General features: G+C 66.3%; 12 protein-coding genes. 4 read left to right on the plus strand and 8 right to left on the minus strand.

Annotation, left to right across the window (positions count from 1 at the left end):
* Nucleotides 1–17 precede the first annotated feature (17 nt).
* Complete coding sequence (locus IEX33_RS19145; RefSeq protein ID WP_188732464.1) at nt 18–1,670, plus strand: MDR family MFS transporter; 1,653 nt, start codon at nt 18–20, stop codon at nt 1,668–1,670.
* A gap of 204 nt (nt 1,671–1,874) precedes the next feature.
* A complete protein-coding gene (locus tag IEX33_RS19150; RefSeq protein WP_188732465.1) occupies nt 1,875–3,314 on the plus strand; it encodes a sugar porter family MFS transporter in 1,440 nt (479 codons plus the stop codon).
* A gap of 81 nt (nt 3,315–3,395) precedes the next feature.
* Here IEX33_RS19150 and IEX33_RS19155 read toward each other — a convergent pair whose 3' ends face one another.
* Nucleotides 3,396–3,887 (minus strand): GNAT family N-acetyltransferase, encoded by a 492-nt coding sequence (locus IEX33_RS19155; RefSeq protein ID WP_188732473.1) that lies wholly within the window; start codon nt 3,885–3,887, stop codon nt 3,396–3,398.
* Between the two features lie 146 nt (nt 3,888–4,033).
* Here IEX33_RS19155 and IEX33_RS19160 point away from each other — a divergent pair, with 146 nt between their 5' ends.
* Entirely contained in the window at nt 4,034–4,318 is a 285-nt protein-coding gene (locus IEX33_RS19160) for a hypothetical protein (RefSeq protein ID WP_066272386.1), read from the plus strand.
* Here IEX33_RS19160 and IEX33_RS19165 read toward each other — a convergent pair.
* The 7 genes from IEX33_RS19165 to IEX33_RS19195 all read right to left on the minus strand — a co-directional run bounded on the left by IEX33_RS19165 (nt 4,306) and on the right by IEX33_RS19195 (nt 12,470).
* On the minus strand, nt 4,306–5,064 hold the full coding sequence (locus IEX33_RS19165; protein ID WP_188732466.1) for an iron ABC transporter ATP-binding protein: 759 nt from the start codon (nt 5,062–5,064) through the stop codon (nt 4,306–4,308). The genes IEX33_RS19160 and IEX33_RS19165 overlap by 13 nt on opposite strands.
* A gap of 40 nt (nt 5,065–5,104) precedes the next feature.
* Nucleotides 5,105–6,160 carry an iron chelate uptake ABC transporter family permease subunit gene (locus IEX33_RS19170; RefSeq protein WP_308422000.1) on the minus strand — a complete coding sequence of 352 codons (1,056 nt, stop codon included), beginning with the start codon at nt 6,158–6,160 and terminating at the stop codon, nt 5,105–5,107.
* Nucleotides 6,153–7,160 (minus strand): ABC transporter permease, encoded by a 1,008-nt coding sequence (locus IEX33_RS19175; protein ID WP_188732467.1) that lies wholly within the window; start codon nt 7,158–7,160, stop codon nt 6,153–6,155. Before IEX33_RS19175 ends, IEX33_RS19170 begins: the two co-directional genes overlap by 8 nt.
* Before the next feature lie 27 nt (nt 7,161–7,187).
* Nucleotides 7,188–8,135, minus strand: a complete 948-nt coding sequence (locus IEX33_RS19180) for a siderophore ABC transporter substrate-binding protein (RefSeq protein ID WP_188732468.1) — start codon at nt 8,133–8,135, stop codon at nt 7,188–7,190.
* Between the two features lie 261 nt (nt 8,136–8,396).
* Entirely contained in the window at nt 8,397–9,560 is a 1,164-nt protein-coding gene (locus IEX33_RS19185; RefSeq protein WP_188732469.1) for a mannitol-1-phosphate 5-dehydrogenase, read from the minus strand.
* Nucleotides 9,560–11,662 carry a PTS mannitol transporter subunit IICBA gene (locus IEX33_RS19190; RefSeq protein ID WP_188732470.1) on the minus strand — a complete coding sequence of 701 codons (2,103 nt, stop codon included), beginning with the start codon at nt 11,660–11,662 and terminating at the stop codon, nt 9,560–9,562. Before IEX33_RS19190 ends, IEX33_RS19185 begins: the two co-directional genes overlap by 1 nt.
* Before the next feature lie 79 nt (nt 11,663–11,741).
* Nucleotides 11,742–12,470, minus strand: coding sequence for a TetR/AcrR family transcriptional regulator (locus tag IEX33_RS19195; protein ID WP_174177640.1), 729 nt, complete (start codon nt 12,468–12,470; stop codon nt 11,742–11,744).
* 162 nt (nt 12,471–12,632) lie between these two features.
* Between IEX33_RS19195 and ptsP the strand changes: the two genes are divergently transcribed.
* Nucleotides 12,633–14,318 (plus strand): phosphoenolpyruvate--protein phosphotransferase, encoded by a 1,686-nt coding sequence (gene ptsP, locus IEX33_RS19200; protein WP_188732471.1) that lies wholly within the window; start codon nt 12,633–12,635, stop codon nt 14,316–14,318.
* The last annotated feature ends 99 nt before the right edge of the window (nt 14,319–14,417 follow it).

Below are 14,417 nucleotides of genomic sequence, written 5' to 3' on the forward strand. Positions count from 1 at the left end.
TTCCCCCTGGAGTACCCATGTCCACAGCACCCGCCGCGCGCGCCGCCGGAGAAACCCTGACACAGCGCCAGATCGTCACCGTGATGGTGGGCCTGATGCTGGGCATGTTCCTGGCATCGCTGGACCAGACCATCGTGTCCACGTCCATCTACACCATCGCCAACGACCTGGACGGGCTCTCGCTCCAGGCCTGGGCAACCACTGCCTACCTGATCACTTCCACGGTCAGCACCCCGCTGTATGGCAAGCTGAGCGACATTTTCGGCCGCCGCCCGCTGTACCTGACCGCCATCGTGATCTTCCTGGCGGGCTCGCTGTACGCAGGGTCGGTGCACTCCATGACCGAGCTGGCGCTGGCCCGCGGTGTCCAGGGGCTCGGGGCGGGCGGCCTGCTGGCCCTCGCGCTGACCATCATCGGGGACCTTGTCTCGCTCAAGGACCGGGCAAAGTACCAGGGCTACTTCATGTCCGTGTTCGGTGTCTCCTCCGTGCTGGGCCCGGTGGTGGGCGGCGCGTTTGCCGGTTCCGCCACCATCCTCGGTTTTGAAGGCTGGCGGTGGGTGTTCTTCATCAACCTGCCCATCGGCCTGGCCGCGCTCACCGTGGTGTTCCTGTTCCTGCACCTGCCCGCCAAGCACGTGAAGCAGAAGATCGACTACTTTGGCGCGGCGGCCATCACGCTGGCCATCGTGCCGCTGCTGCTGGTGGCGGAGCAGGGCCGCAGCTGGGGCTGGGCGTCCTTCAACTCCTTCCTCTGCTATGGCCTGGGGGTGGTGGGCATCGCCTGGTTCCTGCTGGCCGAGAAACGTGCCGGCGATTACGCCCTCATTCCCCTGCGCCTCTTCCGGAACGTCACGTTCGGCCTGTCCTCGCTGCTGAACTTCATCATCGGCATCGGCATGTTCGGGGCCATCGCCATGCTCCCGCTGTACCTGCAGCTGGTGAAGGGCCTCACGCCCACGGAAGCGGGCCTGATGATGATCACCTTCACCGTGGGCATCCTCACCGGCTCCATCACGGCGGGCCGCACCATCTCGGCGTCCGGCACGTACCGGATCTTCCCCATCATGGGCACGGCCATCCTCACGGCGGCCGCCACCGCCATGGGGCTCTCCCTGGGCGTGGACACGGGCCTCTGGGTTCCCGGCGTGATCGCGGTGTTCTTCGGAATGGGCCTGGGCTTCTGCATGCAGCCGCTCACCCTGGCCATGCAGGTGTCCGTGCCGCGCCGCGACATGGGCGTGGGCACTTCCTCGGCTGCGTTCTTCCGCTCGATGGGCGGCGCCGTGGGCACGGCCGTGTTCATCTCCATGCTGTTCAGTTTGGCGGCGTCCCGGATTGCCGACACCATGAAGTCGGCAATGGGAAGCCCGGAGTACCAGGCCGTCCTGAAGGACCCGGCCGTCGCAACGGACCCGGCCAACGCCAAGCTGTACGAGTTCTTCCAGAACGGCGCCTCCAACGAATCCCTCAATGACACCAGCTGGCTCCACACAGCCAACAGCACCCTGACGCGCCCCATCACGGAGGGCTTCGCGTACGCCATCGACGCCGTCATGCTCACGGCGGCCGTGCTCACCGGCGTCGCGTTCCTGATCAGTTTTGCGCTGCCCAACAAGAAGCTCACGGACTCAAAGGCGGCCTCCCAGGAGTCGGTGTCGGCCCACTAAGCCGCCCCGCTCCACGCCTCAGGACGACGACGGCGGCGCCTCCCGCCGTCGTCGTCCCCTGTTTGCGGACAAGCAGGCCCGGCCAACTGGAACGACGCTCCGTGGCATGGAACACTGTGTAACGCGTGTGCGCCGGCCCAGGGCCGGTTCCGCAGCCGACGACGTCCGCACCGCATCCACCAAAACCCAGACCTAGGGAGACCCATGCCCACTGCACAGGAGCAGACAACCGCCCAAATACCGCAGCGGGTGATCTGGCTGGCGCTCGCGGGTGCGGTGGGCGGATTCCTGTTTGGCTTCGATTCGTCGGTGGTCAACGGCGCCGTGGATGCCATGAAGGACGAGTTCGCCCTGTCAGAGGCCGTGACCGGCTTCGCGGTGGCCGTCGCGCTGCTTGGCTGCGCTGCCGGCGCCTACCTCGCTGGCAAGGTGGCAGACCACTACGGGCGCATCCCTGCCATGAAGCTGGGTGCGCTGCTCTTCCTGGTCAGCGCCCTGGGCACGGGCTTCGCCTTCGGCGTCTGGGACCTGGTCTTCTGGCGGCTGGTGGGCGGGCTGGGAATCGGCCTCGCCTCGGTCATTGCCCCCGCCTACATCTCCGAAATTTCGCCGCGGCACGTCCGCGGCCGCCTGGCCTCGCTGCAGCAGCTGGCCATCACCACAGGCATCTTTGCCGCGCTGCTGTCCGACGCGCTCCTGGCAACCAGCGCCGGCGGCGCCGACCAGGCCTACTGGCTGGGGATCGAGGCGTGGCGCTGGATGTTCCTGGCCGCGGCCCTGCCCGCGGTGGTGTACGGCTGGATCGCCTTTACCCTTCCCGAATCGCCGCGCTTCCTGGTGTTCCAGGGCAAGGAAGAGGAAGCGCGGAAGGTCTTCGACTCCATCGTCCCCGCCGGAGAAACGGACCGCCACATCCGCGAGATCCGGGATGCCATCGAGGAGGACAAGCTGGCCGGCCAAAAGGGCTCGGTGCGCGGCAAGACGTTCGGCCTGCAGGCAGTGGTGTGGGTGGGCATCATCCTGTCCGTCCTGCAGCAGTTCGTGGGCATCAACGTGATCTTCTACTACTCCACCACCCTCTGGAAGGCCGTGGGCTTCCAGGAGAAGGACTCGCTCACCATCTCCGTGGCCACGTCCGTCACCAACATCCTGGTCACGCTGGTGGCGATTGCCCTGGTGGACCGCATCGGGCGCCGGCCCATCCTGCTGGCCGGCTCCGTGGGCATGGCCGTGTCCCTGGGTGCCATGGCCGTGGCCTTCTCCACCGCCGTTGGTTCCGGTGAGGATATTTCCCTGCCCGGCGCCTGGGGGCCGGTGGCACTGGTGGCGGCCAACGTCTTTGTGGTCAGCTTCGGCGCCTCGTGGGGTCCGCTGGTGTGGGTGCTGCTGGGTGAGATCTTCCCGTCCCGGATCCGTGCCCGGGCCCTGGGCCTGGCCGCGGCAGCCCAGTGGGTGGCCAACTTTGTGATCACGCTCAGCTTCCCGGTGATGGCGGCCGGCTCGCTGCCGCTCACCTACGCCGTGTACGCCCTGTTCGCCGCCGCGTCCTTCTTCTTCGTGATGTTCAAGGTGCCGGAGACCAACGGGATGTCCCTGGAGCAGGCCGAAACGCTGTTCGTGGCCAAGGGCTCGAAGAAGGCCTAGCGCCCGCCTCCGTTCTACACCCTTCAACGGGCACTGCACCCCGGAACTCCCGGGTGCAGTGCCCGTTTGTGGGTGCAGCGGTCAGAGCGGAAGCTTCATGCCTTCGTGGTCCGCCGTGAAGCCGAGGCTCCCATAGAAACGGTGCGCAACCGTCCGCGATTTGTGGGTGGTCAGCTGCATCAGTGTGCAGCCGCGGCGCCGGGACTCGTCGATGGCCCACTGCATCATGAGGTTGCCGAGGCCCTGGCCCCGGACGCCGGCCGCCACCCGAACGCCCTCGATCTGCGAGCGCCAGGCGCCGCGCCGCGAGATGCCGGGCAGGAAGCTGACCTGGAAGGTGGCCACCACGTGGCTGTCCGCTGACCCTTGAGGCACCAGCTCCCCCACGACGAGCAGGTGGCGGGGGTCGGCGTCGATCGCTTCAAAGGCCCGCTCATACGGTTCCATGTCCCCCTCGCTTTCGCGCGCGGCACCCATTGAATCGTCCGCAAGGAGCTCCACGATGGCAGGCAGATCTCCGCGTGTGGCGGGGCGGAGGCGGAAGGTTCCACTGCCGACGCCGGCAGTCAGCAAAAAGGGCGGGGTACTGGAAGGAGTGGGTTTCGTTGTCACTGAACCAGCATTCCACGGCCTCGTCTGCGTCCTTGCCTTCAGCCGCGCCCCATGTTTGGCTGGGGGACCAGCGTTGGAATGAATTACCTGATTGGGGGAGGTCCGCCATGGATCAGAAAACTTTGTCAGCCCTGCCGAAAACAACCCTGCGGGCAGGAATCATCATTGGTGCGGCCGGCGCGGTCGCGGTCATCCTTGCTCCCCAGATCCTCCAGTCGCTGCAGTTGGGGCCGTCCTACTCGCAGGCAGTGGGCGCGCTCCTCAGTGTGGTGTTCCAGCTGGTCACCCTGTTCTTCCTGCCGTTCTCCGCGGCGCTGATAGCCGGATCCCTGGTGATGCGGTACGTGGGCTCAGTGCTCACCGGGGCCGCAGCTGCTGGTCAGGCGAAGTAGACGCCGATCCGGTTGCCATCGATGTCCTCGATGCGGATGTCGATGTCGTAGACGTCGCGGAGCATGGCCTGCTGCATGATCTGCCGGGGGCTGCCCTGGTGGACAAGCCGCCCGTCCTTCATGGCCAGGATGGTGTCCGAATAGCAGGATGCGAAGTTGATGTCGTGGACCACCAGGACGATTGTCTTCCCGAACTCATCAGCCAGGCGCCGGAGGAGCCGCATCATCTCCACGGAGTGCTTCATGTCCAGGTTGTTCAGCGGTTCATCGAGCAGCAGGTAGCGGGTGTCCTGCGCGAGCACCATGGCAATGAAGGCCCGCTGGCGCTGGCCGCCCGAGAGCTCGTCCACGAACTTGTCCGCCATGGGGGTCAGGTCCAAGTGGCCGATCGCCTCCTCCACCTTGGCCAGGTCCTCCACGGTGGGCCGGCCGCCGGAGTGCGGGAACCGCCCGAAGGCCACGAGATCCCGGACCGTGAGGCGCATGGTGAGGTGGTTCTCCTGCCGCAGGATGGCCATGGTCCGGGCGAGTTCCCGGCTGTCCGTGGCTGCGACATCCAGCCCGGCAACGGAGACGGAACCGGACTCAAGGGGCTGGAGCCTGCTGATGAGCGAGAGCAGCGTGGATTTCCCTGCCCCGTTGGGGCCGATGATGGAGGTGATGCCACCGGCGGGAATGACGCAGCTGACGCCGTCCAGGACGGCCTGGCCGCCGTAGGTCTTGGAGACGTTCCGGACGTCGATCATGGCCGGACTCCCCCGGCCATGATGTCAGGAGTTGGGCGGGTCATTTCAGGGAGCCTTTCAAAAGGAGGTAGAGGAACAGGATGCCGCCCGCGAACTCGATGACCACGCTCAGGGCGGTGCTGAAGCCGAACACCTGCTCCAGCAGCAGCTGCCCGCCCACCAGGGCCGCAGCGCCGATCAGCACCACGATGGGCAGCAGCCAGGCATGGCTGAACCCGCGGCACAACTGGTAGCCCAGGCTCACCACCAACAGGCCGAAGAACGTCACGGGCCCCACCAGCGCGGTGGACACGGCCACGAGCAGCGAGCATCCCAGCAGCACGCGCATCACCACCTTCCGGTGGTCGACGCCCACGTTGATGGCTACGTCCCGCCCCAGCGCCAGCACGTCCAGCGTGTGCCGTGCCCGCCACACCACAGCACAGACAGCCGCAACAATCACCGCCGAGAAACCCAGCAGTGCCGGATCCACGTTGTTGAAGCTTGCGAAGAACAGGTCCTGGAGGATGATGAACTCGCTGGGTTCCATGAGCCGCTGCAGCAGGGAGGACAGGCCGCGGAAGAGGCTGCCGAGGACCACCCCCACCAGCAGGAGAAGATGCAGCGAACGGGTGGCACCGGTAAACATCCAGCGGTACAGCAGCGCACTGAACGCCACCATCAGCAGCACTTCGACGCCGAACTGCAGCGTGGGCGGAGCGGCCACCACTGCGGCGGCTCCGAGGGTGAATGCCAGCACCGTCTGGACCAGGATGTACAGCGAATCGAAGCCCATGATGGACGGCGTCAGGATGCGGTTGGCCGTGACGGTCTGGAACAGGAGCGTGGATACGCCCACGGCAACGGCCACCAGCAGCATGGCGGCCAGCTTGATGGCCCGGCGCGGCAGGATGTAGCCCACGTTGCCCTTCAGGTCGAAAAACAGGAAGAAGCAGACGACGGCGGCAGCCACCGCGAGCAGGATGCCTGCCACCATGCGGGGCGGGGCATTGCGGATGGCGGCTTTGAGTTTCCGGGGAACCGGGCGCTGCACTGCGGCCGGCCGCTGGGCGTCGGCAGGATTTTCCGGCGGCCGCAGTGTTGTGCTCTCAGGCATTGCGTTTCCTCAGGATCAGGACGAGGAACAGGACAGCGCCCAGCACGGACATCACCATGCCCACCGGGACCTCGTAGGGGTAGCGGATGGTGCGGCCGATGATGTCGCACACCAGCACGAAGGCGGCGCCGAACAGTGCTGTCCACGGAACGGCACGGCGGAGGTTGTCGCCGAAGATGAGGGACACGATGTTGGGCACCACGAGTCCCAGGAAGGGTACGGCCCCCACGGTGGTGACCACCACGGCAGAGATCAGCGAGACGATGATGAGCCCCAGCTGCATGGTCCTGCCGTAGTTCAGGCCCAGGTTGGTGGTGAAGTCCTGCCCCATCCCGGCCACCGTGAACCGGTCCGCGGCCAGCAGCCCCAGGAGCATCAGGAGGGCGACAATCCACAGCAGCTCATACCGGCCCCGGAGGACACCGGAGAAGTCGCCGATCATCCAGTTACTCAAGGTCTGCAGCAGGTCATAGCGGTAGGCAAAGAAGGTGGTGACGGCGGCAATCACCCCGCCCAGCATGATGCCCACCAGCGGGATGAGGAGGGTGTTGCGGGCCGGCAGGCGGCGCAGGATGGCCAGGAAAAGGGCCGTCCCCAGCATCGCGAAGGTGCTGGCCACCAGCATTTTGGCCAGCACCGGGGCCTGCGGTGCGAAAACCGTCACTACCAGGATTCCCAGGGTGGCGGACTCGACAGTACCTACGGTGGAGGGCTCCACGAAGCGATTGCGGGCCATGAGCTGCATGATGAGCCCGGCAACCGCCACCGCCATCCCGGCCAGGACCACGGCAAGTGTCCTGGGAACGCGGGAAATCCAAAAAACGTCAGTCGTCGCGGGATCGCCGGATAAAAGGCCCGGCAGGGAGACGTCGCTGACGCCCACGAACATGCTGGCGATGGCAAGGGCAAGGACGGCAGTTGCGGCCGCAGCCAGGCCGGCACTGTGGCGGGCCCGGCTGCGGGTTGCCGGCGCAAGCGGGCGCACGGCGGTGGCGGTCATCGGTGTGTGGAGCCCGGATTGGAGGCTCTAGGCCACGGAGTCGGCAACGGCGTCCACCATTGCTTCGACGTTGCTGAGGCCGTAGCCCACGATGTACCAGCCGGCAGGGTCAAGGTTGATGACCTTGTTGTTCTGGACGGCGTTGGTGGACCGGACGAGTTCGTTGTCCAGGATGGGGTTGGCGTCGGCGCCTTCGGTGCCCACCGCGGTGTCGCGGTTGATGACATACAGGATGTCCGGGTTGACCTGCTTGATGTACTCGAAGGACACAGCCTCGCCGTGGCTGCCCTCAACCTTGACGTCTGCCGCGGCGGGGACGCCCAGGACGTCGTGGATGATGCCGAACCTGGAGCCTGCGCCGTAGGCGGTGACCTCGCCGCCGGACGTCAGGACAATGAGACCCTTCCCGGCGCCGGCCGCCTTGGTTTTGGTCTCTTTGATGGTGGCGTCCACCGCGCCCAGCTTCTCCTCCACCTCGGCGGACTTGCCGAAGATGGTTCCCAGCTTCCCGGCCTGCTCCTTGAAGCTTTCCATCGGCCCGGCGGCGTCGATGGACAGGTCGATGGTGGGGGCGATCTTGCTCAGTTCCTCGTAGGCTCCGGCGGTCCGGCCGGAGATGATGATGAGGTCGGGGTCGCCGGCGCTGACGGCTTCGAAGTCGGGCTCCTTCAGGGAACCGATTTTGGTGTACTTCGCGTCGGCGTACTTGTTGAGCGCGTCCGGGTAGGCAGCCTCGGGCACGCCGGCGGGCTCAACGCCCAGCGCGTCAAGGGTGTCCAGGACTCCGAGGTCGAACGTGAAGACCCTCTCCGGGTTGACGGGAACGTTGGCGGTGCTGCCCTGGGCATGTTCCACGGTGATGGTGGCCGCCTCACCAGCGGGCGTCGCCGTCGCGCTCCCGCCGCACGCCGTCACGGTCAGTAGCGCCGCTCCCGCCGTAAGTGCCCCCAGGTAGCTCGACAGCCTCTTCTTCACTTTGTTCTCCGCTCGGATAATACGTCACAAGTTTGTTGCCTAATAGCCCAGAGCCTATAAGTAAGGGAATGCTAACTTCAAAGCGGGAGGGGCAGTATTCCGTCACAAGTGGGGGACATCACAACGCACGACGCCGGCACTCAGGTGAGTGCCGGCGTCGTGCGTTTGCAGGAGGGTTGGGGAAAAAGCCGCATCAACTGCGAGAGGGTCCCCGGAAAGGCTGCAGCAAGTGCAAGAGGGTCGCAGTCAGTACGGGAGGGTTTAGGCCGGGGCCTTGGCCGCCTCCGCCTGCCGCTCCTCCACCAGGGTTGCCACCGCGTTGAACAGTGGATGCTCGGGCTCCAGCCCGGTGATGCGGGCAGTGGCGTCCGCCGGACTGGAGGAGGCCAGGATGCCGGCCAGCTCCGTTGCCTCGGCGTCGGCCGGATCGGTGAAACGCAGGGCCGCGGCGATGGCGCCCAGGAGCGCCTCCGGCACAATGCCCCGTTCCGCCAGTTCAGCGGCCGGACCGATGAACCGTTCATGCCGGCTCAGCTTCCGCAGCGGAGCGCGGCCCACCCGGTTCACCGTGTCAGGAAGGTACGGGTTGGAGAACCGGACCAGGATCTTCTGGACATAGGCCTCCTGCTCGTCGTTGCTGAAGCCGTGCTTGGAGACCAGCAGCTGCTTGGTCTCCTCCAGCACCGCCCGAACGTCCTCGGCCACGTCCTGGTCGGCCATGGCCTCGGAGATCTTCTCCAGGCCCGCCTCGAACCCGAAGTACGCTGCCGAGGCATGGCCGGTGTTCACCGTGAACAGCTTCCGCTCGATGTACGGCGAGAGATCGTCCACGAACGTGGCACCCGGGATGGCCGGTGCCGCCCCTGCAAAGGCGGTGCGGTCGATGACCCACTCGTAGAAGGTCTCCACGGTGACGTCCAGGCCCTGTCCGGCTTCCTGGTTGGGAACGATCCGGTCCACGGCGGTGTTGGCGAACACAGCCTTCCCGTCCAGCGTGCTGGCGGCAGCCCCCGGCTGGGAGGCCACCTCCTTGGCCAGGATGTCCGTGGCGTTGATGGCGTTCTCGCAGGCCATGACCTGCAGCGGGGCCAGGCCCGCGTCCCTCGCCGCGATGCCTTTGGCGATGGCAGGGGCCACGAACTTCAGGATATGGGGGCCCACGGCGGTGGTCACGATGTCCGCCGTCGCAATCTCCTCGATCAGTTCCGCTTCCTGCGTGGTGGAGTTCAGCGCCCGGAAGTTGTTGACCGTCCGCACTGCAGGGTTCTCTCCCACCTCGTGCACGGAGTAGCTGTCCGCCGCTGCCAGCTGGGCGATGAGTTCCTCCGCCACGTCGGCGAACACCACCTCATACCCGGCGTCATGCAGGAGGAGGCCCACAAAGCCACGGCCGATGTTTCCGGCCCCGAAATGAACAGCCTTCACTATGCATTGACCTTTCCGAAGAGTTCCAGGACTTCATCCACCGAGGTGGCCGCCTCCAGCCGGGCAACCTGCTCCTTGCTGGTGAAGACCTTCGCGATGGAGGACAGGATGTGCAGGTGCTCGTTGTTGACCCCTGCCACGCCCACCACGAACTTGACCTGCTTGCCGTTCCAGTCGATGCCCTGGGGGTAGCGGATCACGGACACCGCGGACTTCCGGATGTGGTCCTTGGCGGCGTTGGTGCCGTGGGGGATAGCCAGGAAGCTGCCCATGTAGGTGGACACGGATTCCTCGCGCTCGTGCATGGCGGCAATGTAGCCCTCATCCACGGCGCCGCGGGCCAGCAGCAGCCTGCCGGCTTCGTCGATTGCGGCGTCGCGTGTTGTGGCTGAACCGTCCAGCACCACGCTCTCACGGGCCAGGATCTCCGGCGCACCGGCGGTTCCGGCGGCGGGAGCCGCGTCCACGGGGGCGTCGGCCGCGTGGGCGCCGTGGCTGGCCGCGGCAGCCCCTGCCCCTGTTGCAGCGGCAGTTGCGGGCCCGGAGGCGGATGCCCCGCCGGGTGTTCCGGCTCCGGCGTCCGGACCTTCCGCTGTCACACCACCCTCGGCATTGCTCTCCCTGACCAGCTCCACGATTTCGTCGTAGCGCGGGCTGCTCATGAAGTTGTCAACGGAGTAGTGGACGGCACTGGACGTGGCGGGCTTGGCCCGTTCCGTCAGGTCCTGGTGGGTGATCACGACGTCGTAGTCGTCGCGAAGGTTGGCGATGGCCGCGTTGGTGACCTTGACGTCCGGGAAGCCGGCCGCCTTGATCTTGTTGCGCAGCACCGAGGCGCCCATGGCACTGGAGCCCATGCCGGCGTCGCACGCGAACACGATGTTGCGCACCGGCCCGGCCAGGACGCCAACACCGCCGCCCGCGGCAGCACCTGCCCCGGCGCCCGTCAGGGTGGAGGCCACAGAGCTCTTCTTGCCCTTCATCTGCTCCATCCGTGAGGTGGCATCGTTGAGGTCCACCTCATCGCTGTGCTTGGTGGTCTTCATGATGACCGAGGCCACCAGGAAGGAGGCGGCCGTCGCCAGCAGGACCGCCAGGATCACTCCGAGGTAGCTGTCCCGGGAGGTCTGGGCGAGTACGGCGAAAATGGAGCCGGGAGCGGCCGGCGCCACCAGGCCCGCACCAGTGATGGCCAGGGTGGCGATGCCGGTCATTCCGCCGGCGATGGCAGCGAGGATCAGCAGCGGGCGCATCAAAACGTAGGGGAAGTAGATCTCGTGGATACCGCCGAGGAAGTGGATGATGGCGGCACCCGGGGCGGACGCCTTGGCGGCACCGCGGCCAAACACCATGTAAGCGAGCAGGATGCCAAAGCCGGGTCCGGGGTTGGCCTCAAGCAGGAACAGGATGGACTTTCCCTGCTCCAGCGACTGCTGGACACCCAGCGGGGTGAGCACGCCGTGGTTGATGGCGTTATTCAGGAAGAGCACCTTGGCCGGTTCGATGAAGATGCTGGTGAGCGGCAGCAGTCCGTTGTCCACCAGGAACTGGACCACGTTGCCGGCGCCTGTGCTGAACGCCGAAACCAGGGGGGCGATGCCATAGAAGCCCAGCATGGCCAACAGGGCACCCCAGATGCCGGCGGAAAAGTTGTTGACCAGCATTTCAAAGCCGGGACGGATCTTGCCGTCCCAGATGGAGTCGATCTTCTTCATGGTCCAGCCGCCCAGCGGGCCCATGATCATGGCGCCGATGAACATCGGGATGCCGGCACCCACAATCACGCCCATGGTGCCGATGGCACCGACAACGCCGCCGCGGACGTCATAAACCATCCGGCCACCGGTGTAGGCGATCAGGAGCGGCAGCAGGTAGGTGATCATCGGCCCCACCAGGCCGGTGTTCGCCACCCCGTCCGTCTCCCCAAAGCCGCCCAGCTGGGGAACGGGGAACCATCCCTTTTCAATAAAGAGTGCGGTAATGAGGCCCCAGGCAATAAAAGCGCCGATGTTGGGCATGATCATGCCGGACAGGAACGTCCCGAACTTTTGGACGTGCACGCGTGCGCTGGTGCGGGGTTTTGCAACTGTCTCTGTTGCCATGTGATTTCCTAACCGTCATTCCTGCGGCTCCGCAGGATGGTCCGATACTTACGACGACGTACTGCCGGAATGTGCGGGTTCAGCCCGCCGGGCTGGTGGAGATGCGGTGAAGCCATTCGAGGAAAAGCTTGAGTTCCGAGCTTGAAAGCTGGTCAGAGTGCGAGGCCTGAAGTGCGGCGTTCAGGGCGATCGCGGCCACCACTACCGAGGACTTCCCGGCGTCGCCCGGAGCCGCGCCGCTGGCGGGCTCGGCGGACACCGCAAAGATCATGGCGTCCCGGGTCATGGTGGACAGTTCGAGGTTCCGTTCGGAGGCGGGCTCCGCAATCAGCATCAGCGTCACGCCCACGTTGGCCGCCAGGATGGACCTGGCGGCTTCCCTGGGCTGGACGTTCAGCTGGCCCGCCACCGCTGCCTTGTTCAGCATCTCCTCCATGAGCGCCTCGGCATCTGCGACGATTGCCGGGCGGCTTTCCGGGCGGATGTTGCCGAACATCACCAGGTACAGCTCCGGCTGGTTCAGCCCGAACTGGACATGGTTGTCCCACATTCTCCGGATATCCTCGAGCGGCTGTCCGGAGGGGGCGAAATCCCTTTCGCCCGCAACATACTCTTCAAACCCTGCGGCGACGACGGCGTCGAACAGACCTTCCTTGTCACCGAAGTGGTGGTACAGCGTGGGGGCTGTGACCCCCGCCAGCTGGGTGATCTGGCGGGTGGAGACGGGAGCTCCCCCGGAGTTTGCCAGCAGCTCCGCGGCAGCACGGAGCAGCCGCATTTTGGGGGGAAGCTGGCCATCCAAACTCATAACCGCTACCCTAGCACCTATAGCATTGCTATATGAACTGAATCACATACAATTTTTTTCAGGCACGTTTCACGCCGCCGGACGCAGCAGTCTTCCGGCGGACCGGCATGGCGCCGGATATATCGGGCGGGCCTGGCAACCGGCAGAGAATGAGGACCTTCAGTGCAGAACTTCCCAGGAGTAGGCGTCAGCCCAGGCCGCGTCATCGGCACCGTCCGGCAGATGCCCAAACCCATCAGCGAACCTCCCGCCGGCGAGCAGCTGGCGCCAGGGACCACCGCCGAGGAAGCAACCGCAGCGCTGAAGGCAGCCTCCCAGGCGGTGCACGATGAACTGAAGGCCCGCGCCGCCCACGCCACCGGAGACGGCAAGGCTGTCCTGGAAGCCACCGCACTGATGGCCAAGGACACCATGCTCATCAAGGGCGCGGCCAAGCTTGTGGCACGCGGCATGTCCGGCGAGCGCGCCATCTGGGAGTCCGGCTCCTCAGTGTCAGAGATGCTCCACAACCTGGGCGGCTACATGGCCGAACGCGCCACCGACGTCCTGGACGTCCGCGCCCGGATCGTTGCAGAACTGCGGGGCGTGCCCGCCCCCGGCATCCCCGCCTCCAGCACCCCGTTCGTCCTGGTGGCCGAGGACCTGGCCCCCGCTGACACCGCCACCCTGGACCCCAACAAGGTCCTGGCACTCGTCACGGCCGGCGGAGGCCCGCAGTCCCACACCGCCATCATCGCCCGGTCCCTGGGCCTTCCCGCCGTTGTTGCCGCAGTGGGCGTGGACGAGCTCCCCGACGGCACCGAAGTCTATGTGGACGGCGCCGCCGGCAGCATCAGCTCCGAACCCGACGAATCCCTGCGCGTAGCTGCGGAAGCCTGGGCTGCCACCGCGTCCCTGCTGGCCGACTTCAGCGGAACGGGAGCGACGGCGGACGGCCACCTGGTGCCTTTGCTTGCCAATGTTGGCGGCGGCAAGGATGCCGAGGCGGCCGCCAAGCTGGGCGCCCAGGGCGTGGGCTTGTTCCGCACCGAATTCTGCTTCCTCGAGCGGGACACCGAGCCCAGCGTCGAAGAGCAGGCCGCAGCCTACAAGAGTGTTTTTGATGCCTTCCCGGGCAAGAAAGTGGTCCTGCGAACGCTCGATGCCGGCGCGGACAAGCCGCTTCCGTTCCTGACTGATTCCACCGAGCCCAATCCGGCCCTTGGCGTCCGCGGCTACCGCACCGACTTCACCACCCCCGGGGTCCTGGACCGCCAGCTGGAGGCCATCGCCCTGGCGGAAAAGCAGTCCGAGGCGGACGTCTGGGTCATGGCGCCCATGATCTCCACCGCAGAAGAAGCCGCACGCTTTGCCTCGATGTGCGCCGATGCGGGCATCAAGACCCCCGGCGTCATGGTTGAGGTTCCCTCCGCCGCCCTGACCGCGGAAGCCATCCTTCGGGAGGTGGCCTTCGCCAGCCTCGGCACCAACGACCTCACCCAGTACGCCATGGCCGCGGACCGCCAGCTCGGCCCGCTCGCCAACCTCAACACCCCGTGGCAGCCGGCCGTCCTGCGCCTCGTGGGACTGACAGTGGAAGGCTCCCGGGCGGAAGGCAACAACAAACCCGTAGGCGTCTGTGGCGAGGCAGCCGCCGACCCCGCCCTCGCCGTCGTCCTGACCGGCCTTGGCGTCAGCACCCTGTCCATGACGGCCCGCTCCCTCGCTGCCGTGGCCGCGGTCCTGAAGACCGTCACGCTCGAGGAAGCGCAGCAGCTGGCCAAGCTGGCACTGTCCGCTCCCAGCGCCACGGAAGCGCGGGCGTGGGTTCGGGAGAAGCTGCCCGTCCTGGACGAACTCGGACTCTAGGGGCGACGCCCGCCTGGGCTGGCGTCGCGCGGCCTAGGAGACTGCTGAAATATCCGCTGGTTTAGGCGCGTCGGCTGGACTGGTGAGGCTGGTGATTAA

This window comes from Pseudarthrobacter scleromae (assembly GCF_014644515.1).
In the GTDB taxonomy this organism is placed as follows: Bacteria; Actinomycetota; Actinomycetes; order Actinomycetales; family Micrococcaceae; genus Arthrobacter; species Arthrobacter scleromae.

Coding starts and splice junctions, on each gene's coding strand:
- IEX33_RS19145 (WP_188732464.1), top strand. CDS start 18: ATGTCCACAGCACCCGCCGCGCGCGCCGCCGGAGAAACCCTGACACAG.
- IEX33_RS19150 (WP_188732465.1), top strand. CDS start 1,875: ATGCCCACTGCACAGGAGCAGACAACCGCCCAAATACCGCAGCGGGTG.
- IEX33_RS19160 (WP_066272386.1), top strand. CDS start 4,034: ATGGATCAGAAAACTTTGTCAGCCCTGCCGAAAACAACCCTGCGGGCA.
- IEX33_RS19165 (WP_188732466.1), bottom strand. CDS start 5,064: ATGATCGACGTCCGGAACGTCTCCAAGACCTACGGCGGCCAGGCCGTC.
- IEX33_RS19170 (WP_308422000.1), bottom strand. CDS start 6,160: ATGCCTGAGAGCACAACACTGCGGCCGCCGGAAAATCCTGCCGACGCC.
- IEX33_RS19175 (WP_188732467.1), bottom strand. CDS start 7,160: ATGACCGCCACCGCCGTGCGCCCGCTTGCGCCGGCAACCCGCAGCCGG.
- IEX33_RS19190 (WP_188732470.1), bottom strand. CDS start 11,662: ATGGCAACAGAGACAGTTGCAAAACCCCGCACCAGCGCACGCGTGCAC.
- IEX33_RS19195 (WP_174177640.1), bottom strand. CDS start 12,470: ATGAGTTTGGATGGCCAGCTTCCCCCCAAAATGCGGCTGCTCCGTGCT.